We start from the raw sequence: 23842 nt of genomic DNA on the forward strand, positions 1-23842 counted from the left end.
GTTCATCTCTCAGTTCACCTCGAAGGTCGTGCCGATGCCCATGCCAGTGATCCACTGGGGGACCGGCTCGTATCTCGTCCACACGAACGGCCTGTCCACGGCGGCCTGCCCGATGAGCCAGGTGCGTATCTCGTGCCCGCCGCTCCCGGCCTGCTCTTCGAGGCCCTCGTCCCCCAGAGCGGTGATCGGCGTGAGGTCCGGAGCAGCCAGCTGCTTGAGGAACCAGCGGTCCCAGGTGGAGTTGACGTGCGCGTGCGGATCGCCACCCATGGCCCGAACCCGGGGTTCGCGCGCCGCGGCGAAGGCCTGGAGATTCGCCCGCCCGTGGATGACCGCCTCCCGCCGCTCGCCGGCCACCGCGGGGTCGCGCGGATCGTTGGGCGGAAGCCAGTGCGAGAGCCCGCCGCTGGCCACGACGAGGACGCGCCCGGGGAAGTCGGCGCCGCGGAGGGCCTCGCCGAGGGCTCTGCCGAGCTGCACGCAGCGCGACATGCTCGGCAGGGGTGGGGCAGCCGTGTTGACGATCAGGGGTACGAGGGGGACCGGGCGCCCGCCGCAGACCATCTCGTAGCCCTGCGTCACTCCGTGGTCGACGGTGAGCGCGTACGACAGCGACAGGTCGAATCCGGCTTCCGCGAGCGCGTCGCGCACCGACCAGGCCAGTTGTGCGGCGACCGGCAGTGGCCCGGACCGGCTGCCGAAGTCGCCGAATCCCACGGCCTGTTCGACGCCGAGGACGAACGGCGGCATCTGGTCGTAGAAGTTCGCGTGGAAGTGGTCGGGGCCGATGACGACGACGGCGTCGGGAGCCAGCCGGGCCACTGCCTCGGCCACCCGGGCGGCGTCGGCGAGGAACCTGCCGCCGGGCTCCGAGCGCCCACGCGGCGGCGTCATGGTGGCGAACGGCGAGTGCGAGATGCCGACCAGGCCGATGATCTCGCTCATACGGGATCCTTGCCGAGGACGAGGAAATCGCGGTGTGCGCGCAGGAATTCGCCCGGCTTCTCCCACTGCGGCCAGTGGCCCGCGTCCGTGATCACGTGGAGGCGGGCGTCGGGCAGCCAGCGCAGCAGCAGTTCGGCCTCGTCGAGCCCACCCGTGGGATCGTGGTCGGTCCACAGCAGCAGGGTCGGCGCGGTGACGTGGCCGACCCAGCCGGGACGCCAGGCGAAGTCCCTGCGCACCTCGGGGTCCTGTAGGACGAGCGTGTTGGTGATCGCCTGGAGGAACCCGGGACGGCCGTAGACCGCGCGGCGCAGGTTCACCAGCTCGTCGGTCACCATCTCCTTGTGGTGGAAGAGGAACTCCACCCGGCGGCGTACCGTCTCGTCGCTCGGATCCCGGACGGCGGCCAGCGTGCTCTCGCGCATCCGGACCATCACCTCCGGCTTGTCGGCGATGTTGCCGGGGGTGTTGAGAACGAGCCGCTCGACGCGGTCCGGGTGGTGCGCGGCCGTCCAGGCGACCACCCAGCCGCCGAGCGATTCACCGGACAGGTGCGCCGAGTTGATGCCCAGGGCGTCCATCAGCCCGAGCAGATGGTCGGACAGAACGTCGATGGTGTACGGCTTGTCCGGCAGGTCGGACCAGCCGTGGCCGACCATGTCGTACGCCGTGACGCGGAAGTCCGCGGCCAGTCCCGCGATGTCACGGGCGTACGCCTCCAGGTGTCCGCCGGTGCCGTGCAGCAGGATCAGGTCGGGGCCCGACCCGGCCCGCAGCACCCGGGTGCGTACGCCGTCCACGTCGACGTGGCGGAGTTCGTGGTCGACGTCGGCCAACTCGCCCCAGAGACTGATGTGTTCGGGCAGCGTGCTCATCGTGAGTCCTCTCCGAAGCGGGCCCGGGCCTCGGCGACGGTGGCCAGGCCCGCGCTCTGCCGCCGTCCGACGCCCAGCAGGCCGAGTAGCCGGGAGTTCTCGATGGTCAGGAACTCGACCGGCGCGGTGGCTGAGGCGTTGTAGTGGCGGTGCCACGTCCACGGCGGGGTGTAGACGAAGTCGCCGGCCGACCAGGACTCGGTCTCGTCCTCGACCTCGCTGTACCCCTCGCCGCTGATGACGAAGTGCACCGTCTCGTGGTGGTGCCGCTGCATGTCCGAGCTCAGCCCCGGCGGGATGGTCTGCCGGAAGATCTCGAAGGTGGTGGTCGGCAGCTTCCCCGCGATCGAGAGCGTGGTGGGGTTGTGCACCTGGTCGGCCGGCAGCCTCTCCAGCTGCGCCGCGTGCACGACGACCGGGCGGGCGGCGCCGGGCCGCACGCTGTCGGAGATCGCGCCGAGGAAGTCGGCCAGCTGGAATCCGTCTCCTGACTGGGCCATCAGATCGTTTCCGTCCTTCCGCCGTCGACCGTGAGTACGGTCCCGTTGATGTAGCCCGCGGCAGCCGAGGCCAGGAAGGTCACGGCCGCCCCGATCTCCTCGGGCCGCCCGGCCCGGCCGGCCGGGATGCCCGCCGCGTCCGCCGCGTCGAGGTCCTCGTACGGGACCTCGGTGATCCGGGCGCGGACGTCCAGGATCTCGCGGCGGCGCTCGGTCGCCGTGGCGCCGGGCGCCACGCAGTTGACCGTGACCCCTTCGGCCGCGAACTCCCGGGAGAGCAGCTTGGCGGCCGCGGTGACCGCGGACCGCACGACCACGGACGTCGCGAGGTCGGGCTGGGGCTGGCGCACCGCCGCGGAGGTCACGAGGACGACCCGGCCGAAGCCCCGCTCGGCCATGCGCGGCAGGGCGAGCCGCGCCAGGCGCAGCGGGCCGAGCAGCAGCAGTTCGAAGGCCTGCTGCCAGCGTTCGTCCTCGACTTCGAGGATGCGGCCGGGCGGGGGTCCGCCGGCGTTGAGCACGAGGACGTCGAGCGCGCCGTACCGGCTCTCCATCTCGTCGAGGGCCGCCGCGGCGGACTTCGGCTCCGACATGTCGTTGACCAGCGCGTGGACGATGCCGCCGGTGTCCCTGCCGAGTCGTAGCGCCGCGGACTCCAACTGCTCGGCACGCCGCCCGGTGATGACGACGCGGTGGCCCGACCGCAGGAGCTGTTCGGCGACGGCGTACCCGATTCCGGCGCTGCCGCCGCCGACGAGGGCGTTGCGAGCGTTGATGGCAGCCTCCTGGTTTTCGGGCACCGCTGGGTTTCGAGCACCGCTGGGTTTCGTGCGGTGCTGGTTCTCGCGCGCCGACCGCAGGTTCTCGCGTACCGCCGGCTCCGAACGCCGGAGTTCGCGGGCACTGAGTTCCCTGACCGGGTCACCGGTCGCGGCGGGTCTATCGTGGGCCGCATGAACCCGGGAACCAACGATGAGTCCCGCTGAGCGGGACAACGGTGCTCAGGTCGCGGGCGGCCTCGAACGCGCCGCGGCGATCCTCGGCGCCTTCGACGCGACGCACCGCGACCTGACCCTCGCCGCCCTCGTCGCCCGCAGCGGTCTGCCGCGCTCCACCGCCCACCGCACCGCCGACCGGATGATCCGGCTCGGCTGGCTCGACAAGCCGAAGGACCGGTACCGGATCGGCAACCGCCTGTTCGAGATCGCGAGCCTGGCCCCGATCCGGCTCCAACTGCGGGAGGCGGTGCTGCCCTTCCTCCAGGACCTGCACAGCGCGACCAAGGTCACCGTGCAGCTCGGAGTGCTCGACGGTGCGCAGATCCTGGTCGTCGAGAAGATCACCGGTCATCGGCCGATGCCGATGCTCTCCCAGGTCGGCGGGATCATCCCGGCACACTGCTCGGCGCTGGGCCGCGCGATCCTGGCCTACAGCGACACCGCGACCATCGACGCCGTACTGGCCGCCGGCCTGGAGCGCAGGACGCCGCGCACGCTGACCGATCCGGTGGCCATCCTGCGCGAGCTGACCGCGATCCCGCCGCGCGGCTGGGCGGTCGAACGCGAGGAGGGCAACATCGGGGTCAGCTGCGTGGCCGCCCCGGTCTTCGGCCCGCTCGGCGAGGTCGTGGCCGCACTGTCCGTCACCGGCCCCTCCGGTCTGATCCGGGCGCAGGCGATCGGCCCCGCCGTACGCCTGGCCGCGGCGGCGGCGTCCCGGGCCTACTGCTCGCGCCGGTGACCATCGCCGACCGTCGTTGACCGCCGCAGACCAGGCCGGAGTCCCGCTGTGTGGGACTTCTGATTGCCGAGCAGGCCGCGCGGCCCGCACGCTGTGAGCGCCGGCACACCGATGGCCGGCCGGTGCGGCGACCTCAAGGAGACGACGATGACTCTAGGCGGCGGCTACATGCTGCCCTCGCGCGAGGGACAGGCGATCGCGGCGATCGGGCTCGGCATCACGAAGAAGGCCGACGGCGAGTCGACCCGTGACGCGTACTCGCTGTTCGAGTACACGATCCCCCCGCGGACCGACGGGCCGCCCCCGCACCTGCACACCCGCGAGGACGAGTCCTTCATCTGCCTGGCCGGGCGCCTCGATGTGCACCTCGGCGGCGAGGACTTCGTCCTGGAACACGGCGACTACCTGTTCCTGCCGCGAGACGTGGTGCACGCCTTCCGTAACCCGTACCAGGAGGAGTCGCGGGTGATCTCCGTGGTCTCTCCCGCCGGTCTTGAGCGCTACTACCAGGCGCTGGCGGACATGCCGCCCGGCCCCAAGGACATCTCACTGATGAAGAAGATCATGGAAGACTTCGGCATCGAGTTGCGGCTGCCGCCCGAGGTCGCCCAGTCATGAGGATCGCGATCATAGGCGCCGGCGTCGCCGGACTCGCCACCGCGAAGGTGCTGACCCAGGCCGGCCACGAGGTGCGGGTGTTCGACAAGTCCCCGGACGTCGGCGGTGTGTGGAGCCGGACCCGGCGCTACCCGGGCGTGACGACGCAGAGCCCGAAGGCGCAGTACTCGCTCTCGGACTTCCCCATGCCCAAGAGCTATCCGGAATGGCCCAGCGGCGCCCAGGTCCAGGCCTACCTCGCCCAGTACGCCGCCGAGTTCGGCCTCGAATCCGCCCTGCGCCTGGACACCGAGGTGACGGCGGCGCGCCCGGTCGGCGACGGCCGCTGGACGCTCGCTACCCGCGACGCCGTGGGAGCGGAGTCCGTCGAGGGGTTCGACCGGCTCGTCGTCGCGAACGGAGTGTTCTGCGAACCCCTGGTCCCGGCGTATCCGGGCCTTGAGGAGTTCACCGCGGCGGGCGGGCGGCTGCGCGCGGCCACGGAGTTCCATGACGCGGAGGAGGCTCGCGACCAGCACGTCCTCGTCGTCGGCTACGGCAAATCGGCCTGCGACGTCGCGGCGGCGATCAGCGGCGTCGCCGCCGGCACCGATGTGATCGCCCGTCAGCTGCTCTGGAAGGTACCGCGCAAGATCGCCGGTTTCGTCAACTTCAAGCTGCTGCTGCTCACCCGGCTCGGCGAAGGACTCTTCCGCTACCTGCGACTGCGCGGTTTCGAGAAGTTCGTGCACGGCCCGGGCAACGGCCTGCGCCGCCGGATGATCAACTCCATCGGCTCGGTCTCGGTACGGCAGTTCGGCCTCGCGAAGCTCGGCCTGGTTCCGGCCGGCCACCTGGAGGACATCGTCCGTGGAGCCATCGGGCTGGCGAGCGAGGGCTTCTTCGAGGGCGTCGCGGACGGGAGCATCACCGTCCACCGCGACCGGACCATCACGCGGCTTCGCGGCGGGCACGGCGGTCCCGCGGCCGAGCTGAGCGACGGCAGCACGCTCCGCGCCGACCTGGTGCTCTGCGCCACCGGCTTCACCCAGGGCGTGCCGTTCCTGCCCGCCGAGACCCGGCAACGACTGCTCGACGAGCGCGGGAACTTCATGCTCTACCGGCAGATCCTGCCCCTCGGCGTTCCCGGGCTCTACTTCAACGGCTACAACTCCTCGTTCTTCAGCCCGCTCAACGCCGAGATGGCGGCCCTCTGGATCGCGGCCGACCTCGCGGAGGCGGTGGCGCTGCCCGACCCCGAGGCCATGCGCCGGGCGGTCGTCGAGCAGCTGGCGTTCATGGACGAGGCCACGGACACGCACCACTGCCGAGGCACCAAGATCATCCCGTTCTCGATGCACAACGTCGACGAGGTACTCGGTGATCTCGATCTGAACATCGGCGCCACGGTACGGGCCTCGCACTGGCTGGGCGCGGTCAATCCCGCGGCCTATCGGCGGGTGACCCCGTTGCTGCTGCGGCGGCTGACACCGAGCGGGCCGCGACCTGAACCCGGATCCACCGGCCTGATGCCCGTGGACAGTGTCTCCGGAAACGAAGAAGTGCCTTTCGACCTGCGATGACGGGGTTTCTCCAGGACCACGTCAAGCACTCGCAGTGCTTCCCCGGATGGAGAAGTTGCGGATGCTGCCCGATCCGCGTCGGCGGCGCGGCGTGTGTCACCCGTTCGTGGCGGTGGTGCTGGTCGCGGCCTTGGCGGTGGTGGTCGGCGCGCACTCGTACGTGCGATCGGGCAGTGGTCCGCGAATGCATCGCAGCACACGTCAACTCGTACGTCCGTCGTCTCAACTCGTACGTCCGCCCGGCTGGGCCGGCCGCAGCGAGGCAGTGCCGTGGGCAGTGCGGTCGGGGGTTACAGGTCCATGGAGCGGCTGATGATCTCCTTCATGATTTCGGAGGTGCCGCCGTAGATCCGCTGGATGCGGGCGTCGGCGTATCTGCGGCAGATCACGGACTCCCACATGTAGCCGTATCCCCCGAACATCTGCAGGCAGTCGTCGACGACCTGGCCCTGTAGTTCGGTGGTGACCAGCTTCGCCTCGGCGGCCTCGTCCGCGGTGAGCCGGCCCTGGTTGTGTGCGAGGACGCAGGCGTCGACGAAGGCCTGGGCGGACGTGATCCGGGCCCGCATCGCGGCCAGCCGGAAGCGGGTGTCCTGGAACTTCGCCAGCGGACGTCCGAAGGCGGAGCGCTGCTTGGTGTAGGCGACCGTTTCCCGCAGTGCCGCCGCTGCGTGGGCCACCGCGCCCATGGCGACGACGAGCCGTTCCAGGGCGAACTGCCGCATCAGCAGGGCGAAGCCCTGATCCGGCCCGCCGAGCACGTCGGCGGCCGGGACGTGGACGTCGTCGAAGAACAACTCGGCAGTGTCCGAGGTCCGCAGGCCGAGCTTGTCGAGCTTGCGGCCCCGGGTGAAGCCGGGGGTGTCGGCGGCCACGAGGAACAGGCCGATCGAGTGGTCCTCGCCGGTGCGGGCGGCGACGATGACGAGATCGGCGTTGATGCCGCTGGAGATGAAGGTCTTGGCCCCGTTGATCAGCCAGCCGTCCCCGTCCGGGGCAGGCACCGCGCGCGTACGGATGGCGGCCACGTCCGAGCCGGCACCGGGCTCGGTGATCGCGATGGCGAGCAGCGTCTCGCCGGAGACCGCACCGGTGAGGTGGCGGGCCTTCTGGTCCTCGGTACCGAACTCGGCCAGGTACGGGGCGACGACGCCGGAGTGCAGCGGGACCGCGAGGCCGGACTCGGCGGCGTTCGCCAGTTCCTCGATCATGATCTGCTCGTACCGCAGGTCGGCCAGGCCCAGGCCGCCGTAAGCGGAATCGGCCCATGGGCACAGCAGGTTCTGCTCGCCCGCGAGCCGCCAGACGTCCTTGCCGACGATCCCCTCGCGCTCCCAGGCGGCCTGCCTCGGCACGACCTCGTGCTCGACAAAGCCACGCCACGCGGTCCGGTACGCCTCGTGGGCGTCGTCGAAGTATCCGTTTCTGATCACGGTCCAACGGTAGGCGGGCGGCACAGCGGGCCGTCATGACCGCAGCGCTCGCAGTCTTTGACCTGTGTGTCCGACCGAGTGTCCGACCGGGTGTCCGGCTAATGGCCCGGCTGAGTGCCCAGCCGAGTCCCGTACGATCGGCGGTCATGGCCGCACCTCCCGAGGACGACGCGCCTCCCGCGTACGGCGCGCCCGCCCGCTCGGTCGCCATCCACCACGTGCGGGCTTCACTGCGCGGAGCCCAGCGGCACGGCGTGGATGTCACCCCGCTCCTCGAGCGGGCCGCCATCCCGCCGCGTCTGCTGGAGGTCCCGCTCGCCCGGGTGTCGCCCCGGCAGTTCGCCCGGCTCACCAAAGCGGTGTGGCAGGCACTCGATGACGAGCTGCAGGGCCTCGGGCCACAGCCCCTGAAGGTGGGCACCTTCGCGATGATGTGCCATGCCGTGGTGCACTGCAGCCCCGATCTGCGCACCGCGCTGGACCGTGGCAGCGCCTTCTACCGGCTGTTCCCCGGCGGACCCCAGTTCCATCTGGAGGAGAAGCCGGCAGAGGAGACCCACGAGGCGCGGGTGGTCTTCGATCTCACGGCCTTCGAGGATCCCGATCACTACCTCGCCGAATCCGCCACCGTCGTCGCGCACCGCGTCGCCAGCTGGCTGATCCGCCGGAGGATCGGCCTCACCCGGGTGGAGTTCAGCTATCCGGCGCCCGGCCATGCTCTGGAGTACGACCTGCTCTACGGCGCCCCGTGCTCCTTCCGAGCTCCCCGCACCGCTCTCGTCTTCGACCGTTCCGTTCTCGACCGACCGGTGCTCCAGGACGAGGCGGGGCTGCACGCCTTCCTACGCCGAGCCCCGGGCGATGTCCTCGCCCGTCTGGACTACGGCAGCACCGCCGCCGCCCAGGTGCGCCGGCTGCTCGGGCAGTCACTGCCGGACCGGATGCCGGACCCGCAGGACGTCGCGGCACGGCTGGCGGTGAGCGCGCAGACCCTGCGCCGCCGGCTGGCCGCGGAAGGCACCTCCTTCCAGCAGATCCGTGACCAGCTGCGGCGAGATGTGGCCATCGCGGCGCTGGCCACGGGCACCGTCTCCATCGAGGACATCTCGCGGCAGTTGGGGTTCTCCGAACCCAGCGCCTTCCACCGCGCCTTCAAACGCTGGACCGGCTCTGCTCCCCGCTCCTACCAACCGGGCGGCTCAGAGCGACTCACCGTTGAGCAACCTGCCGTCGAGTGAACACCCGGGTCAACGACCTTGAGCGGCACGGTCGCGGCACCTGCCCGGCCCCGGCTCGTACCGTCCCGTCATGACCGAAGCGCTGATCTACGACGCCGTCCGCACCCCCTGCGACAAGGGCGGAGGCGGGGCACTGCTGCTCGACCAGGACGCGGCCGTCCGGCCCGGCACCACACTGCGACTCCGCAACGCCTACGGCCGCCCACAAGCATTCGTCGCCCGCGTCGGCCACCCCGCCGACGCCTACTGAAAACTCTTCCGGATCCCCGCCACCTTGCGGGGAAAGACTGGCCGCGGCGAGCGCTTCTGACCGGGCAACCCATCGCGGATCGACGTCACCTGTGGACGTCACGTATCGAGTGAGGAGAGGTGCAGCATGACAGTGGCCGAAGAAACAGTGCTCGGGCGCGTGGGGATCTGGACTGCGAGCCTGGACGCGCTCCCTCCGGCGGCGGCCGGGCAGATCGCGGCCGAACTCGAAGCCCAGGGCTGGGGCACCCTGTGGTTCGGCGAAGCCTACGGCCGGGAGGCTTTCACCCAGGCAGGGCTGCTCCTCGCCGCCACCGGGCGCATGCGCGTGGCCACCGGCATCGCCAACATCTGGGCACGCGACGCGATCGCGGCCAACGCGGCGTCCCGCACCCTGACCGCGGCCCACGGCGGGCGGTTCGTGCTCGGGCTCGGAGTCAGCCACCGGCCGCTGGTCGAGCGGGTGCGCGGGGGCAGTTACGCCAAACCGGTCGCCGCCATGCGCGAGTACCTCACGGCGATGGCGGGAGCGACCTTCTACGCCGCGGAGGCCGACGAACCACGCCCGCCCATCCTGATCGCCGCACTCGGTCCCCGGATGCTGGAGGTGGCCCGTGAACTCGCGGACGGCAGCCACCCGTATCTGGTGACACCGGCACAGACCGCCGAGGTGCGGGCAGCTCTGGGGCCGGACAAGATCGTGGCCGTCGAGATGGGCGCCGTGCTCACCTCGGACCGCGAGACCGCGCTGCGCCGGGCCCACGCCCACCTGGACATCTACACCGGTCTGCCGAACTACCGCAACAACTGGCTGCGGGGCGGCTTCGACGAGACGGACCTCGTCCGCGGCGGCTCCGACAGGCTGGCCGAAGCACTCGTCGCATGGGGCGACGAAGCGGCGATCCTCAGCCGCGTGCACGAGCATCTGGCCGCCGGAGCCGACCACGTCTGCGTCCAGGTCCTGATGGAATCCCCCTTCGACGTACCGACCGAACCGTGGCGAGAGCTCGCACCCGCACTCGTCGGCGCATGACCAACGCAACTCCAACCCCCATGCCTTCGGTCCGCGTCAGCGGTCAGACCGTTTCGGCCAGGGTGCACTCGCTCACGCCGACGCGCCGTGCGAGCCAGGCGGCGGTCCGCGGTTGCCGCAGCTCGTCGGTCACCAGCGAACACACCTGCCGCAGCAGGGAGTTGGCGGGGGTGGGCAACGTCAACGGCTCGACGAGGGCCCGCCGCAGCCGGTCCCGCAGGACGGCACGCAGACGCCGTGCTTCCTGCTCCGGCAGGGACGGTCCACTGCACGCGGTGATCAGCTCGCGCACCAGGGCGTCCACGGCCACGACGACCGGCGTCAGATTCGGATAAGCCCCCACCACACCCAGCCCGTCCGGCGTTTGAGGACGAGGCCCTTCGGGCCGACAAGCGGGGGCGGCTAAATCGTCCGCCACGCCTCCAGGGCCAAGCCCGGCTCCTCCTTGCGGCGGGTCAGGAGGAGTTGGCCCGTGTCGGGCTGGAGCGTGGCGGCCGTGACGCGGCCCTCGTCGTCCTGGCTCAGCGACAGCTGAACGTCCGCGGGGAGCTGCGGCCCCGACTCGGTCCACCAGGCCCCCGCCGACTCCTGCTCGGTGGGATACGCGGCGAAGGCGATCCGGCCGCTCAGCGAACGCTGCGCCAGCAGCGTGCAGTCGATGTCGTCGAGCGTGCAGCGGATCGCGGCCACCGGTCCCGGCCCCGCGCAGGTGAGGAGCGCGACGGGCTCGCTACCGGCACGCCACGCGCACACGGTGTCCGTCTCGTCCGTGAAGAAGAGCGTCACGTGCTCGTCGGACGTCGCGAGGGCCCGCAACGTGCCCGGCCGGGCCGACGCCTTCAGCGGCTCCTCGTCGAGCGCGGGTATGTGGCCGGGACCGGCCTGGGTCCAGCGCAGGATGCCCGCCGGTGAGGCCGCGTACAGCTCGACGAGTCCGGACGCCCGGGTCACGGCCGCCAGTTCGCCCTCGACCTCACGGCCCTTGAGGTCGCGCCACGGGCCCCAGCCGCCGCGTTCCTTCTGGCCGCGCATGCTGACGCCGCCGCCCCTGTTGGGTACGAAGACATGGGCGCGGCCCTCCGTGTCGACCGTGACGGCCGGGACGCCGGTCGCCTCGCCCTGCTGGTTGGGATGCCCGAGGGGGTTCCAGTCGAGGGCTGCGAGGTGCGGGCGGAAGTGGGTGGAATGGACGAGCCCCGACTCCTGCCCGCTGGTGGGACGCCAGGAGACCAGATGGGCGTAGCCGTTGGTTCCCTGGCCCACGGCGAGGACCGGGCGGACACGCTGGTCGCCGCCGACCGTACGCGGAGCCGACCAGGGGCCACCGGGGTGGCGCTCGGACCAGCACCACACCGCTTCCTCCCGCGGAGCGTAGGCGCCGAGTCTGCCGTCCCGGCTGCGTATGAGCCAGTCACCGTTCACTGTGCGGACCATTGACACTCCCCCACTCTAATCGGGTCGTGTGATCCGCCTCCGTGCGACCCTGGCCACATGGACGCCCCGCTTCTCGTGATCGTCGACGCCGCCAATGTGGTGGGGTCCGTGCCCGACGGCTGGTGGCGCGACCGCCGGGGCGCCGCGGAACGCCTGCGGGACCTGCTCGTCCCGTACGCCGCCGAGGGGCTTCCGGGGCACCCCGCTCCCCTGGAGCTGCTCCTGGTGGTCGAGGGCGGCGCTCGCGGCGTCACCTCCGTCCCGGGCGTACGGGTCGACGCGGCGCCCGGCAGCGGCGACGACCGCATCGTGGAGCTGGTCGCCGAGGCCGCGGACCGCCCGCGTCTGGTGGTCACCGCCGACCGCGAACTGCGGCGCCGGGTGAGCGAGTTGGGCGCGGAGGTCACCGGCCCGCGCACGGTCCGCCCATAGCTCCTGCCCGGCGCGGGCTCACATGCCGGTTCCCGCCCGTGGGGCTCACCTCTCGCGCGCCTACGGCACCGCCCCGTCCCACCACGCCCGCGTGCCCGTACCGGGCCGTCAGGGGCCCTCGTAGCGACGGCAGCCGGTCCGGGACGTACGGGGCCGGTCGATCAGGTCGACGCGAGGGCCGGTCGATCAGGTCGATCGCGAGGGCCGGTTGCCGACGGTCGCGCGGGGCGGCTACTGAGCGTCTCCGCGCCACGGATCGACCGCCTCGCCGGCCTTGATCTCCTCGCCCCGGCCGAGGCGGCTGTGAGAGCGGCCGTACAGGAAGTACACGAGGAAGCCGATCGCCATCCAGATGCCGAACCGCAGCCAGGTCTCGGCGGGCAGGTTGAGCATCAGCCACAGCGAGGCGAGGACGGAGACGATCGGCAGGACATGATCGAGAGGGGGCGTGGTCCGTAAGCCCCGGCGCGGCAGGTTTCACGCCAATGGGCCGGTTCCGCCACCGGAAAGGGTGGGGAAACCGGCCCAATCGGCCGTGTCGGTCGCGTGTGGACTCGACTGTGTCGGTCGCGTGCGACCGGGCGTGTCAGTCGCGGACGGACTCCACCGTGGCGTGGGGCTGGTCGGTGGGGGTCCCCCCGCTCGGGCGAAGCCGAGAGTGGGGGAGGCCGTCCAACTTGGAGACGAGACCGGTGACTTGCCGGGCGATGTCCGGTGCGGTCAGCCCGATCTCGGCCAGCACCTCCTTGCGGGAGGCGTGGTCGAGGAAGCGGGGCGGGATACCGAAGTCGCGCAGCGGTACGTCCACGCCCGCGTCGCGCAGGGCCTGGGCGACGGCCGAACCGACGCCGCCGACGCGGGAGTTGTCCTCGACGGTGACGACCACGCGGTGCTGCTCGGCGAGCGGGGCCATGGCCTCGTCGACGGGCTTGACCCAGCGCGGGTCGACGACGGTCGTGGAGATGCCCTGCTTGTCGAGGAGGCCGGCGATCTCCAGGCACATCGGCGCGAGGGCGCCGACCGAGACGAGGAGGACGTCCGGGGCGTCGGTGCCCGGCTCGCGCAGCACGTCCATGCCGCCGATCCGGCCCACGGCGGGTACGGCGGGGCCGACCGCGCCCTTGGAGAAGCGGACCACGGTCGGCGCGTCGGTGACCTCGACGGCCTCGCGGAGCTGGGCGCGGACCTGGTCGGCGTCGCGCGGGGCGGCCAGCCGCAGCCCGGGGACGACCTGGAGGATCGACATGTCCCACATGCCGTTGTGGGAGGCGCCGTCGGTGCCGGTGATGCCGGCCCGGTCGAGGACGAAGGTGACCCCGCACTTGTGCAGGGCCACGTCCATCAGGACCTGGTCGAAGGCGCGGTTGAGGAAGGTGGCGTAGACCGCGAAGACGGGGTGCAGTCCGCCGGTGGCGAGCCCGGCCGCCGAGACGGCCGCGTGCTGCTCGGCGATGCCGACGTCGTACACCCGCTCCGGGAAGGCCCTGGCGAACCTGTCGAGGCCGACCGGCTGGAGCATGGCGGCCGTGATGGCGACGACGTCCTCGCGCTCCTTGCCGAGCTTGACCATCTCCTCGCCGAAGACGGACGTCCAGTCGGCGCCGGAGGAGGCGATGGGCAGGCCCGTGTCGGGGTGGATCTTGCCGACGGCGTGGAAGCGGTCCGCCTCATCCTGGAGGGCGGGCTGGTAGCCGCGGCCCTTCTCGGTGAGGCAGTGCACGATGACGGGGCCGCCGAAGCGCTTGGCGCGGGCGAGCGCGGACTCCAGGGCCTCGATGTCGTGGCCGTCGATGGGGCCGACGTACTTCAGGCCCAGGTCCTCGAACATGCCCTGCGGGGCGATGAAGTCCTTGAGGCCCTTCTTGGCGCCGTGCAGGGTCTCGTAGAGCGGCTTGCCGACGACGGGCGTGCGCTCCAGGATGTCCTTGCCCCGGGCCAGGAAGCGCTCGTAGCCGTCGGTGGTGCGCAGCGTCGCCAGGTGGTTGGCGAGGCCGCCGATCGTGGGGGCGTACGAACGCTCGTTGTCGTTGACGACGATGACGAGCGGGCGGTCCTTGGCGTCGGCGATGTTGTTGAGCGCCTCCCAGGCCATGCCGCCGGTGAGGGCTCCGTCACCGATGACGGCGACCACGTGGTCGTCGCGTTTCAGGACCTCGTTGGCCTTCGCGAGGCCGTCGGCCCAGCCGAGGACCGTGGAGGCGTGCGAGTTCTCGATGACGTCGTGCTCGGACTCGGCCTGCGAGGGGTAGCCGGACAGGCCGCCCTTCATCTTCAGCTTCGAGAAGTCCTGGCGGCCCGTGAGCAGTTTGTGCACGTAGGACTGGTGGCCCGTGTCCCAGAGGATGCGGTCCTTCGGGGACTCGAAGACGCGGTGCAGCGCGATGGTGAGCTCCACGACACCGAGATTGGGGCCGAGGTGGCCGCCGGTCTTGGAGACCTCTTCGACGAGGAAGGTCCGGATCTCGCCGGCCAGCTGGTCCAACTGCTCCTGGCTGAGCCGGTCCAGATCGCGCGGTCCCCTGATGCGGGTCAGCAGCGGCACCCGTGCCTCCTTGCACTAGAGCTGATCGAGCTTATGCCGGGTCTGTCGAGTCTAATGTTCCGCTTTTCACGGCGGCGGCCGGGTTGTGCGTCGTACGTCACGCGTTCGGCCGTAAACCATCTCGCCCACGGTACCGGCCGCCAAACGCGTACGGGCACACGGAAGTGCCCGACACCGCCATTGGTGTCGGGCACTTGTCCGAATGGGCTTCGCCCCGTCGAGAGGCTTCGCCCACCGCTGTGCGCGGCCGAGCGGTGTTATGCGCGGCCCGCGGTCTTCTGGGTCTTGCGGGTGACGGAGTCGATGACGACCGTGGCGAGCAGCACTCCACCGGTGATCATGTACTGGACCGGTGTGGCGATGCCTTCGAGGGCGAGCCCGTACTGGATCGACGTGATGACCATGACGCCGAGGAGCGCGTTCCAGGTACGGCCGCGTCCGCCGAAGAGGCTGGTGCCGCCGATGACGGCCGCCGCGATGACGTTCATCAGGAGGTCGCCCGCGCCGGCGCTCTGGTTGGCCGCGGCGATCTTCGAGGACCAGAACAGACCGCCCACCGCGGCGAAGAAGCCCGCGATGGCGAAGACCGAGACCCGTACCACCGTGACGTTGATACCGGCACGACGGGACGCCTCGACGCTACCGCCGAGCGCGAAGATCTTGCGGCCGTAGGTGGTGCGGCGCAGCACGAAGTCCGTGATCACCAGGACCAGGAGGAACAGCAGCAGCGCCAGGGGCAGGCCCTTGTACTGGTTGAACATGACCGCTGCGGCGAAGGCCACGACCCCGAGCACCACTGTGCGCACCACGATGTCGATGAGCGGCCGGGCCGGGATGCCCGCCGCCTCGCGACGACGGCTGTCCAGGAACGAGGTGACGAAGAAGAACGCCACCGCCACCACCGCGAGCCCGTAGGCGGCCGCGACGTCGGAGAAGTAGTACGTGGTCAGCTGGCCGACCACACCCTCGCCGTCGAGGTTGATGGTGCCGTTCTCGCCCAGGATCTGGAGCATGAAGCCGAGCCAGAACAGCAGGCCGGCCAGGGTGACCGCGAACGCGGGCGCGCCGATCCGGGCGAAGAAGAAGCCGTGGATCGCGCCGATGGCCGCGCCGCTGGCCAGCGCGATGACCACGGCCAGCCACTCGTTCACGCCGTGCGTGACGCTGAGCACGGCGGTGATGGCGCCCGCCACACCGCTGACCGAGCCGACCGACAGGTCGATCTCACCGAGCAGCAGCACGAAGATGATGCCCACCGACATCATGCCGGTGGCCACCATCGCGACGGCGATGTTGTTGAGGTTCTCGGCCGAGAGGAAGGCCGAGTTGAGGCTCTGGAAGATGACGCAGATGACGATCAGACCGATGACGACCGGGAGGGAACCCAGGTCTCCGGCGCGCAGCTTGCGCTTGAACTCGTCCAGGTAGCCGGCGAAGCCGCGCTCACGTACCAGCAGCCGGGGGTCGACGGCGACGTCGGCGCCCGCGGCGGCCTCGGGGTTCTCGACGACGTGGTCGTCGGGAGTGACGGAGGTCTTGTCGATGCTCACTTCTGAGCCTCCCCATTGCCGCGCGCCGCACGACGGGTCACGGCGTTGTCCGTGGCACCGGTGATGGCGGAGATGATCTCTTCCTGCGAGGTGGTCTTGACCTCGAAGACGCCGTTGTTGCGGCCGAGCCGGAGCACGGCCACCTTGTCGGCGACGGCCTTGACGTCGGCCATGTTGTGACTGATGAGCAGGACCGCGTGGCCGCGCTCACGCAGCCGCTCGACCAGGTCCAGGACCTGGGCGGTCTGCTCGACACCCAGCGCCGCGGTGGGCTCGTCCAGGATGACCAGCTTGGGCGCGCCGAGCATGGAGCGGGCGATGGCCACCGTCTGGCGCTGACCGCCGGAGAGCGAGGCGATCGGGATGCGCACGCTGGGGATACGGATCGACAGCGTCTGGAGCAGTTCGCGGGAGCGGCGCTCCATCTCGACCTCGTCCAGGACGCCGCGCTTCTGCAGCTCACGACCCAGATAGAGGTTCCCGACGACATCGATGTTGTCGCACAGCGCGAGGTCCTGGTAGACGGTCGCGATGCCCAGGTTCTGGGCGTCGTGCGGCTTGTTGATCTGGACGGTCCTGCCGTCCCATTCGATGACGCCCTCATCGATGGGGTGCACGCCGGCGATCGTCTTCACCAGCGTGGACTTTCCGGCGCCGTTGTCGCCGACCAGGGCGACCACCTCGCCGCCGTGGACCTCGAGTTCAACGTCGGTGAGCGCCTGAACGGCACCGAACCGCTTCGAGACCCCGCGCAACGCCAGGACAGGCGTAGCGGACACGTGAATCATCTCCTTCGCCGCCTGACCCGGCGGGAGGTTGTGCAGAAGAATTGGTGGAGGGAGGAAGGATTCCGTCCGGCGCCCCGCCCTAGCTTGCGGGGCTGGTGGTTGCGGGGCGCCGGAGGAGCTTCGAGTTCGCGAGTCCCCGGCAGGATTCCTTGCGGGAATCAAGCCCCGTACGGGAATTCAATGGTGAATTCCCGTACGCGGAAGGGGACTTGCGATTTTCTACTTGAGACCGATCTTGTCGCAGGCGGCCTTGAACTTCGCCGTGCAGATCTCGTCGAGCGTGTAGATGCCGTCCTTGATGACGGTGTCGTTGATGTTGTCCTTGGTCAGCGACACGACGGGGACGAGCACCGACGGGACGCCCTTGGTGGTCGGGCTGTCGACCGAGTCCTTGGCGATGGAGTCGAGCTTCTCGCCCTTGGCGAGGGCGACGGCCATCTCCGCGGCGACGTCCGCCTCCTGCGGGTAGGGCTTGTAGACGCTCATGTACTGCTCGCCCGAGACGATGCGCTGCACACCGGCGAGCTCGGCGTCCTGTCCGGTGACCGGCGGCAGCGGGGTGACGCCCGCGGCCTTCAGGGCGGTGATGATGCCGCCCGCCATGCCGTCGTTGGCGGAGTAGACGCCGACGATGTTCTTCTTGCCGATCGCGGAGATCGCGCCTTCCATGTTGGCGTTGGCGTTCTCCGGCTTCCACTCCTTCGTGTCGTACGACTTCGCGATGTCGACCTTGCCCTGGAGCTCGGACAGCGCGCCCTTCTTGAAGAGGGCGGCGTTCGGGTCGGTGACCGCGCCGTTCATCATGACGATCTTCGCGGAGGGCGTGGCCTTGGAACCCAGGGCCGTCAGGAGTGCCTTGCCCTGAACGCGGCCGACCTCTTCGTTGTCGAAGGAGGTGTACGCGTCGATCGGGCCCTCGGCCAGGCGGTCGTACGCGACGACCGGGATGCCGGCGTCCTTGGCCTTCTTCACGCCGTTGGCGATGGCCTTGGAGTCCACCGCGTCCACGATCAGCACGTCCACCTTGTTGGTGATCATCGTGTCGACCTGCTGGGACTGCGTGGTGGCGTCCTGCTTGGCGTTGGCGTAGACGATCTCGCCCTTGTTGTTCGTGAGCTCCTTGACCTTCTTCTCGATCAGGGGCTTGTCGAACTTCTCGTACCGTGCGGTCTGGTTCTCCGGAAGGAGGAGGCCGACCTTGATGGCGTCACCCTTGGCCGCGGACTTCGTGCTGTCACTGTCGCCGGCCTCGTCGGCACTGCCACAGGCAGCCAGCGAGACGGCCATCGCACCCGCGGCAACGGCAATGGCGGCGCGACGCATACGCGTGTTCACTTCAGAAACCTCCCTGACGAGGCCGCGACGTTGCGGCCGAGGTGGCTGGAAGTCAACTCGGCCACAAGTGCGACGTCAAGAAGTAAATCCTTAACGAGATGGCAACGGTGCCATCCGTTCTCTAAGTGAAGGCGGGTGCGACCGCGGAGAGAGAACCGTCCAAAAGGGTTGAATCGCCCATCTCGCTGAGTGCGAGAGCGAGTGCCCCGAGGACCTCGGCCCGGCCGCCAAGCGCCCCTGGCAGAACGGATAGTTGACGCGCCGCACTGGGGATCGCATAGCGGCCGACAGACTCCCTTATGGGCCCGAGAACGAGCTCTCCGGCCTCGGCGAGATCACCGCCGAGAACCACCCGGCTCGGGTTGAGCAAGTTGCAGAGATTGGCGACTCCACTGCCGATGTGTCGACCGACGTCGGCGATCACCCGACGACAGCCAGGGTCTCCGTCCCTCGCCAGCCGCACGACACCTTCCATGGTCAGGTCCGTGCCGTGGCTGGACTGGAGGAGTGGCAGCACATAGCGCGCCGCCGCGAAGGTCTCCAGGCAGCCCCGGTTTCCGCAGCGGCAGACCGGGCCGGACTCGTCAAGAGTAATATGCCCGATTTCTCCCGCTGTGCCACCCGGGCCGCGATAGATCTTGCCGCTGATCACGAGTCCGGCGCCCACACCGCTCGCGACCTTGATGTATGCCAGGTCCCGCACGCCCCGGCCGCTCCCCCAGACGAGTTCGCCGAGGGCTCCCAGGTTGGCGTCGTTGTCCACGTGCACCGGCACGCCGAGCCGGCCGCCCATCTCCTCGGCGGGCTTGGTGCCGGTCCAGCCCGGCAGGATCGCGGTGGAGCCGAGCGACCCGGACTCCACGTCGATCGGGCCCGGCACTCCGAGGCCGACGCCCGCGATCTTCGTACGGTCCACCCCGGTGGCCTCGATCAGGCGGTTGACCAGCTGTTCCGCCCGGTCGAAGCCCTGTGCGGCGGAGGCGTCCACGTCGAGCGGCTCGGACTCCTCGGCGAGGACCTGGTGCGCGAGGTTGCCGACCGCGACGCGCAGATGTGTGTGTCCGAAGTCGACGCCGATCACGATGCCCGCGTCGCCGCTGAGGCTGACGCTGCGCGCCCTGCGACCGCCCGCCGAGGTGGGGGTGACCTCGACCGTTCCGCCGTCCTTCAGCTCCCGGACGATGTTGGAGACCGTGGCCGCGGACAGGCCCGTGGCCCTCGCGATCTCGGCCTGCGTGAGTGACCCGGCCAGACGCACCGCGCGTACGACCCGTTCGAGATTGGCTCGGTGCAGCGACGACTGCGACCCCGGAGTCTCCACGACGACCTCCTGCGTACGGGGTCGCCTCGGTGAGACCCCGCCTATGTCCAACTAGTGAACTCTAAGCTGAGCCGTTGGGGTCGCCTCCCGTCAAGAGGTTGAGCAAAGAGAGGGGCGGGCCGGCGCCCGCGCACACCTGGGTGGCCCCGGCTCCAATCCGGGACCACCCTCGCAAACCGAACCGACAGTCGAACCGTTACTTGAGCGCGCCCTTGGAAAGCCCTTACTTGAGCGCGCCCGCGGTAAGTCCCTGGACGACCTGGCGCTGGAAGACGATGTACGCGGCGAGCACCGGCAGCATCGCCATCACGAGACCGGCGAACAGACCGGACCAGTCGCCCTTGTAGCCCTGGCTGACGGCCAGCTGGACGAGGCCCTGGGTGAGCACCTTCCGGTCGGGTTCGGTGTTGAGCACCGTCGGCAGCATGTACTGGTTCCACTGCCCCAGGAAGTTGAAGATGCCGACGCTGATCAGACCGGGCTTGGCCATCGGCAGCATCACCTGGAAGAACGTCCTGGTGTGCGAGGCGCCGTCCACGAAGGCCGCCTCGGCCACCGAGGACGGCAGCGTTCGGAAGAAGGCCGTCATGAAGAACACGGTGAACGGCAGCGAGTACGCGATGTAGACCAGGATCAGTCCGGGCAGCGTGTTCAGCAGCGACAGGTTCTGCATGACGTAGAACAGCGGGACCAGCGCCAGGATGATCGGGAAGCTCATTCCTCCGATGAAGAGGAAGTAGATGAAGCGGTTCCCGGGGAAGTCGAAGCGCGCGAGGACGTACGCCGCCATGGAGCCCAGCAGCATGGTGCCGAGGAGCGAGAAGCCCACCACGATCACCGTGTTGAGGAAGTAGTCGCTCATGTTCGCCGAGGTCCAGGCGCGCGACCAGTTCTCGAAGTGCAGTTTGTCGGGCAGCGCCCAGGGCGAGCTGAAGATGTCCCGGTCCGTCTTGAACGAGGTCATCACCGCCCACAGCAGCGGCATGACGACCATGAACGCCCAGAGGATGAGCATGCCGTGCGAGAAGAAGTTGAGGACCCTGCCCTCGGCGGCCTTCTCCGGCGGCCCGGGTGCGGCCGTCACCTTGGTGACGGGCGGCAGCTCCTCGGCGGTGTCCGCGGGAGGCGTGTCGGTCGTCTTCATTCGTGTCCTCCTCGCGGCTCGGTCGGCTCGATCAGCTCGATCGGCTCGGTCCGCATCAGTACTCCAGCCGCTCACGTCGGCCGAGCTTCATCACGACGCCCACGAAGAGCAGCGTCAGGACGAGCAGGGCCACACCGATCGTCGTCGCGTAGGCGGCCTGGCCGTCGCGGAAGGCCTTCTGGTAGACGTACAGCGGCAGGACGGTCGTCGAATAGTCGGGGCCTCCGCCGTTCGGCCCCACGGTCATGATCTGCACGACCGCGAAGGACTCGGCGCCGAGCGCCAGGATGCCCATGTAGGCCCAGCCGGACTGCACGGTGTCCCAGAGCAGCGGCAGGGTGATCCGGAAGAACGTCGTGATGCGGTTCGCGCCGTCCAGCAGTGCGGCCTCGTAGTAATCCTTGGGAATGGAGGCCATTCCGGCGGAGAAGAGCACCACGAAGAAGCCGACGGTGGACCAGACGAGTACGGCGAAAACGCACCACAGGGCGAGGTCGGGGTCGCCGAGCCAGTCGGGCTGGACGCTGTCCAGACCCACCGCCTTCAACGCGGAGTTGAGTGCGCCGCTGTTGGGGTTGTAGGCGAACTGGAACAGCAGCGCGACGATGGCGATCGACAGCACCTGCGGAAAGAAGTAGACAATCTTGTAGAAGGCCGATCCGCGCACCCCCGCGATCGCGGCGTTCTTCCGGCGCCGTCCGCCGACATTGAGCATGAAGGCGAAGAACAGGGCCAGGGTGAGCGTCACCAACGGCAGCAGCAGAACGAACGTGACGCTGTGCTGGAAGGACTTCCAGAAAACCTCGTCGTCGAGAATTCTCGTGTAGTTCTTGAAGCCCACCATCTTGAAGTCCGGGCTCAGGCCGCTCCAGTCCGTGAACGAATAGTAGATGGACTGGACGAAGGGCCAGATCACGAACAGGACGTAGATGGCCAGAGGGGCCGCCAAGAACCCCACGATGAAACGGTATTTACCGTGTTGCATTTCCTACCGACCCGATCTTCCCGCGGGCACTGCCGCCGACGCCGCGCATCGAGAGCCGGGGACCCCGGACCCGGTCACGGCCCGGGGTCCCCGGCTGTGCTCACTGGTGCTTGTAGTGCTGGATGGAGTCGTCCTTGGCCGCTTCGTCGGCATAACCCTGGATCTTCTTGATGGCCTCGGCCGGGGTGAGCCGCCCCGCCATCATCTCGCCGAGACCGCCGACACCGATCTTCTCCTTCTGCAGCGCCACGTACCAGTCCTGGATGCGCGGGTTGACCACGTTGTCGCCGGCCTTCTCCAGGGCCGCGACACCGGACTTGAGGCCGGGGGTCAGCTCGATGCCGTCGGTGCCGCCGTTGAAAGCGGTCAGCGACTTGACGGACGCGGTGAAGTTCTTCGACGAGGCCTCGCTGAGCATGATGCGCAGCTGCTCCATACCGCCGTCCGGGTTCTTGGCCTTGGCGGGGACGACGAAGGGCTCGCCGCCGGACGCCCAGATGGTGCCGAAGGGCATCTTGTCCGCGCTGTCGATGCCGGTGGGCGCGGACACCGCGAGGTTGAAGTCCTTCGGCATGGTCTTCGCCGCCTCGTTCTCCACCCAGGAGCCGTTCGGGATGAAGAGCGCCTTGCCCTCGGTCCAGGCCGTCTGGGACTGGATGTGGTCCAGGCCCGGGGTGCCCTTGAGGATGTACCCCTTCTTGTAGAGCTCGTAGTAGGCCTCGAAGCAGGTCTTGACCGCGGGGTGCTTCCAGGCGTTCGGTTCGAGGTTGTCGATGGCGTCGAGGACCTCGGGGCCGCCGACCTTGGCGATCATCGGGTAGAGCGAGAAGGGGATGTAGTACGGGTGCTTGCCCGCGTACGTCCAGCCCGCCATGCCCTTCTTCTTCGCCTTCGCGCAGACCGCGAGCATGTCGTCCCAGGTCTCCGGGTACGTGGCGTCGAGGGAGTCCAGCGCCTTCTGGGAGTACCACACGCCGTAGACGGTGTACGCGTAGTACATGATCCAGACCGGGTCGCCGTCGAACTGGCCCATCTCGACGATGCCGGGGCGCAGGGTGTCCCGGACCTTCTTGCTCGGGTCGTCGACGGAGGCCGCGTCCAGCAGGGGCGTGAGGTCCGCGAGCTGCTTCTTGCCCACGAGGACGCCCATGTCCATCTGCTCGGCACCGGAGTTGTCGATCAGGTCCGGCGGGGTGCCCTGGTTGAAGCGCGGCTGCAGGACCGACTGGATCTTCTGGGTGGAGGAGAACTTGACCTTTGCCTTCGGGAAGTTCTTCTCGTAGACAGCTTTGGCGTCCTCGGCATATTTCGTACCGAAACCGCCGTCGAAGATGACGATCTCCAGCGGGGCGCTCTCGTTGACGGCGAGTGGATTTTCTTTGCTCTTCGTACCCTTGTCGACCTTTTCGTCACTGCCGCTGTCACCGCTGGCACACGCCGACAGGAAACTCATCGTGGGTACGGAAATCAGGCCGAGCGCAGCGGACCGCTTGATCAGATCGCGGCGGCCGACGCCCTCACGGTTGTTGTGGGCGGAAGTGGATCCCATGCTCAAGTCCTCGCCTTCATCAGGACTCAGGCGGTGAACCGGACCCTCCCCGGCACCGCGGGTTGTTGAAGCTGGGGTCGTGCACTTGTGCAAGCACCGGATCAGCAGGAATACACGGCGACCGGCGTGCGCCGCGCCCCCTCTTCCCCGTGGCCGTTTACCTGCCCGCGGCCGGTCGAACGACAGGGCGGACGCCGACAGGTATAGTCCACTTTCCGTCAGCGGAGCAAGATCGAATGCACGGTTGGCCGACACTCTTTCCCGAAGTGAGACCTCGCGGAAATATCAGCTGTCCGCAGGCCCGCCGACATATCGAGCGATCAGGCAACCATCAGCTGCCGAACAGGAAGCCGACAGGTGAGCCCACGGGCGGACTATTGGGTCAGGTGCGATCAATACACCCCATACGCCACACCCAACACCCTTGACATCACTGACCACTTGACTCCCTACTGGACCTGCGCAGTGAGTATGACAACGTTGTCCAGGCGCACGTGACAGGGAGGGTGCTGGCGCATGCACCACAGATCTCGGCAAGGTTCTCCGCACAGATCTCGTTTCGGAGCACG

At 69.2% G+C, this 23842-nt stretch carries 22 protein-coding genes and 1 pseudogene; 7 read left to right on the top strand and 16 right to left on the bottom strand.

Translation table 11 applies throughout. The features are described 5' to 3' along the window. Positions 1-9 precede the first annotated feature (9 nt). From OHA11_RS10370 to OHA11_RS10385, 4 genes are read right to left on the bottom strand one after another with little or no spacing between them, the layout of a single operon-like run. Positions 10-945, bottom strand: a complete 936-nt coding sequence (locus OHA11_RS10370; protein WP_266494432.1) for a 2,3-dihydroxyphenylpropionate 1,2-dioxygenase — start codon at positions 943-945, stop codon at positions 10-12. Beyond that, positions 942-1820 (bottom strand): alpha/beta fold hydrolase, encoded by an 879-nt coding sequence (locus OHA11_RS10375; protein WP_266494435.1) that lies wholly within the window; start codon positions 1818-1820, stop codon positions 942-944. Before OHA11_RS10375 ends, OHA11_RS10370 begins: the two co-directional genes overlap by 4 nt. After that, entirely contained in the window at positions 1817-2320 is a 504-nt protein-coding gene (locus OHA11_RS10380) for a cupin domain-containing protein (protein ID WP_266494438.1), read from the bottom strand. Before OHA11_RS10380 ends, OHA11_RS10375 begins: the two co-directional genes overlap by 4 nt. Then, the gene (locus OHA11_RS10385) at positions 2320-3120 is read right to left on the bottom strand and encodes an SDR family oxidoreductase (RefSeq protein ID WP_266494441.1); all 801 of its coding nucleotides are present in this window, start codon (positions 3118-3120) and stop codon (positions 2320-2322) included. Before OHA11_RS10385 ends, OHA11_RS10380 begins: the two co-directional genes overlap by 1 nt. Positions 3121-3292: 172 nt before the next feature. On the opposite strand from OHA11_RS10385, the gene OHA11_RS10390 reads away from it, so the two are divergent. The 3 genes from OHA11_RS10390 (at position 3293) to OHA11_RS10400 (ending at position 6240) form a co-directional block, all read left to right on the top strand. Continuing rightward, positions 3293-4060 carry an IclR family transcriptional regulator gene (locus OHA11_RS10390; protein WP_266494443.1) on the top strand — a complete coding sequence of 256 codons (768 nt, stop codon included), beginning with the start codon at positions 3293-3295 and terminating at the stop codon, positions 4058-4060. Between the two features lie 147 nt (positions 4061-4207). After that, positions 4208-4678: a cupin domain-containing protein gene (locus OHA11_RS10395; RefSeq protein WP_266494446.1), complete on the top strand. Its 471-nt coding sequence runs from the start codon at positions 4208-4210 to the stop codon at positions 4676-4678. After that, positions 4675-6240, top strand: a complete 1566-nt coding sequence (locus tag OHA11_RS10400) for an NAD(P)/FAD-dependent oxidoreductase (RefSeq protein ID WP_266494447.1) — start codon at positions 4675-4677, stop codon at positions 6238-6240. The genes OHA11_RS10395 and OHA11_RS10400 overlap by 4 nt, the downstream gene beginning before the upstream one ends. Before the next feature lie 290 nt (positions 6241-6530). Here the strand turns inward: OHA11_RS10400 and OHA11_RS10405 are convergent, their stop codons facing one another. Continuing rightward, positions 6531-7670: an acyl-CoA dehydrogenase family protein gene (locus OHA11_RS10405; protein ID WP_266507071.1), complete on the bottom strand. Its 1140-nt coding sequence runs from the start codon at positions 7668-7670 to the stop codon at positions 6531-6533. Between the two features lie 149 nt (positions 7671-7819). On the opposite strand from OHA11_RS10405, the gene OHA11_RS10410 reads away from it, so the two are divergent. The 3 genes from OHA11_RS10410 to OHA11_RS10420 all read left to right on the top strand — a co-directional run bounded on the left by OHA11_RS10410 (position 7820) and on the right by OHA11_RS10420 (position 10193). Continuing rightward, positions 7820-8911, top strand: coding sequence for an AraC family transcriptional regulator (locus OHA11_RS10410; RefSeq protein WP_266494450.1), 1092 nt, complete (start codon positions 7820-7822; stop codon positions 8909-8911). A gap of 70 nt (positions 8912-8981) precedes the next feature. After that, positions 8982-9161: a hypothetical protein gene (locus OHA11_RS10415; protein ID WP_266494453.1), complete on the top strand. Its 180-nt coding sequence runs from the start codon at positions 8982-8984 to the stop codon at positions 9159-9161. Positions 9162-9287: 126 nt separating this feature from the next. Further along, positions 9288-10193, top strand: a complete 906-nt coding sequence (locus OHA11_RS10420; RefSeq protein ID WP_266494456.1) for a TIGR03620 family F420-dependent LLM class oxidoreductase — start codon at positions 9288-9290, stop codon at positions 10191-10193. 43 nt (positions 10194-10236) lie between these two features. On the opposite strand, the gene OHA11_RS10425 is transcribed toward OHA11_RS10420, so the two are convergent. Then, a complete protein-coding gene (locus OHA11_RS10425) occupies positions 10237-10536 on the bottom strand; it encodes a hypothetical protein (protein WP_266494458.1) in 300 nt (99 codons plus the stop codon). A 59-nt stretch (positions 10537-10595) separates the two neighbouring features. Further along, on the bottom strand, positions 10596-11615 hold the full coding sequence (locus OHA11_RS10430; RefSeq protein ID WP_266507072.1) for a hypothetical protein: 1020 nt from the start codon (positions 11613-11615) through the stop codon (positions 10596-10598). A 69-nt stretch (positions 11616-11684) separates the two neighbouring features. Between OHA11_RS10430 and OHA11_RS10435 the strand changes: the two genes are divergently transcribed. After that, a complete protein-coding gene (locus OHA11_RS10435) occupies positions 11685-12059 on the top strand; it encodes an NTP pyrophosphohydrolase (protein ID WP_266494460.1) in 375 nt (124 codons plus the stop codon). Between the two features lie 231 nt (positions 12060-12290). Here OHA11_RS10435 and OHA11_RS10440 read toward each other — a convergent pair. From OHA11_RS10440 to ngcE, 9 genes and pseudogenes are all read right to left on the bottom strand, one after another. Beyond that, positions 12291-12491, bottom strand: a pseudogene (locus tag OHA11_RS10440) (amino acid permease C-terminal domain-containing protein); the annotation flags it as partial. 154 nt (positions 12492-12645) lie between these two features. Then, a complete protein-coding gene (gene dxs / locus OHA11_RS10445; protein WP_266494462.1) occupies positions 12646-14601 on the bottom strand; it encodes a 1-deoxy-D-xylulose-5-phosphate synthase in 1956 nt (651 codons plus the stop codon). Positions 14602-14858: 257 nt separating this feature from the next. Then, the gene (locus tag OHA11_RS10450) at positions 14859-16151 is read right to left on the bottom strand and encodes a sugar ABC transporter permease (protein ID WP_266494465.1); all 1293 of its coding nucleotides are present in this window, start codon (positions 16149-16151) and stop codon (positions 14859-14861) included. Further along, positions 16148-16939 carry an ATP-binding cassette domain-containing protein gene (locus OHA11_RS10455; RefSeq protein WP_266494467.1) on the bottom strand — a complete coding sequence of 264 codons (792 nt, stop codon included), beginning with the start codon at positions 16937-16939 and terminating at the stop codon, positions 16148-16150. Before OHA11_RS10455 ends, OHA11_RS10450 begins: the two co-directional genes overlap by 4 nt. 219 nt (positions 16940-17158) lie before the next feature. After that, entirely contained in the window at positions 17159-18262 is a 1104-nt protein-coding gene (locus OHA11_RS10460; RefSeq protein ID WP_266507074.1) for a substrate-binding domain-containing protein, read from the bottom strand. A gap of 133 nt (positions 18263-18395) precedes the next feature. Continuing rightward, on the bottom strand, positions 18396-19595 hold the full coding sequence (locus OHA11_RS10465; protein WP_266494469.1) for an ROK family transcriptional regulator: 1200 nt from the start codon (positions 19593-19595) through the stop codon (positions 18396-18398). A 223-nt stretch (positions 19596-19818) separates the two neighbouring features. Continuing rightward, on the bottom strand, positions 19819-20739 hold the full coding sequence (locus tag OHA11_RS10470; RefSeq protein WP_266494472.1) for a carbohydrate ABC transporter permease: 921 nt from the start codon (positions 20737-20739) through the stop codon (positions 19819-19821). A 55-nt stretch (positions 20740-20794) separates the two neighbouring features. Next, positions 20795-21724: a carbohydrate ABC transporter permease gene (locus OHA11_RS10475; protein ID WP_266494475.1), complete on the bottom strand. Its 930-nt coding sequence runs from the start codon at positions 21722-21724 to the stop codon at positions 20795-20797. Positions 21725-21824: 100 nt separating this feature from the next. Then, positions 21825-23273, bottom strand: a complete 1449-nt coding sequence (ngcE, locus tag OHA11_RS10480; RefSeq protein WP_266494477.1) for an N-acetylglucosamine/diacetylchitobiose ABC transporter substrate-binding protein — start codon at positions 23271-23273, stop codon at positions 21825-21827. Positions 23274-23842 lie beyond the last annotated feature (569 nt).

It is taken from the genome of Streptomyces sp. NBC_00878 (assembly GCF_026341515.1).
Taxonomy (GTDB): domain Bacteria; phylum Actinomycetota; class Actinomycetes; order Streptomycetales; family Streptomycetaceae; genus Streptomyces.